General features: G+C 62.3%; 1 pseudogene. It reads right to left on the bottom strand.

From position 1 onward, the window contains the following. Nucleotides 1-525: pseudogene (locus DM995_RS17660) on the bottom strand (TonB-dependent receptor domain-containing protein); the annotation flags it as partial.

The following is a 525-nucleotide window of genomic DNA, read 5'->3' as shown; positions in this document are numbered from 1 at the left end:
TCTGCGTGCGCAGGGTGTTCACATAGTCGTTGAACCGCGGTTCGAAGATGTAGCTGTTCGCCCGCTCGTAGGGGCTGTTGCGCTGGGACTTGGCGTAGGTGCCGCGGACATCGAGCTTCAGGTCGTCGAACTTGAATTCACCGACCAGTGACGTCGAGAAGAGCTGGCGCTCGAACCAGTTGGTGAAGCTGCGGTTGACCGGCTGGTCCTGGTTGACGTTGACGAGATCGAGACCGGCCTGGATCCGCGCTTCCTTCAGCACATCGCGGATGTAGACGTTCGTGAAGCGCAGCTGGTGCTCGCCGAACTCGTAGCCGAGGCCGAGCATGCCGTTGAGCAGGATCCGGTTCTCGGTCGAGAGGAAGCGATAGTCTTCCTGCGGGTCGAGGAATTCGTTGCCGTCTGCGTCGACCGACACGCCGAAGGCGGTCTGCTGTTCGCCGCCCTTGGTCTGCCAGTTGTTGGCCCAGTTGAAGGCGGCGATCACGCCCAGCCGATCCTCGCCGATGTCGACAGCCGTGCCGG

Origin of the sequence: Blastomonas sp. UPD001, from assembly GCF_003426715.1 — a bacterium.
GTDB lineage: Bacteria > Pseudomonadota > Alphaproteobacteria > Sphingomonadales > Sphingomonadaceae > Blastomonas.
This window is presented reverse-complemented; position numbering and strand designations above follow the sequence as displayed.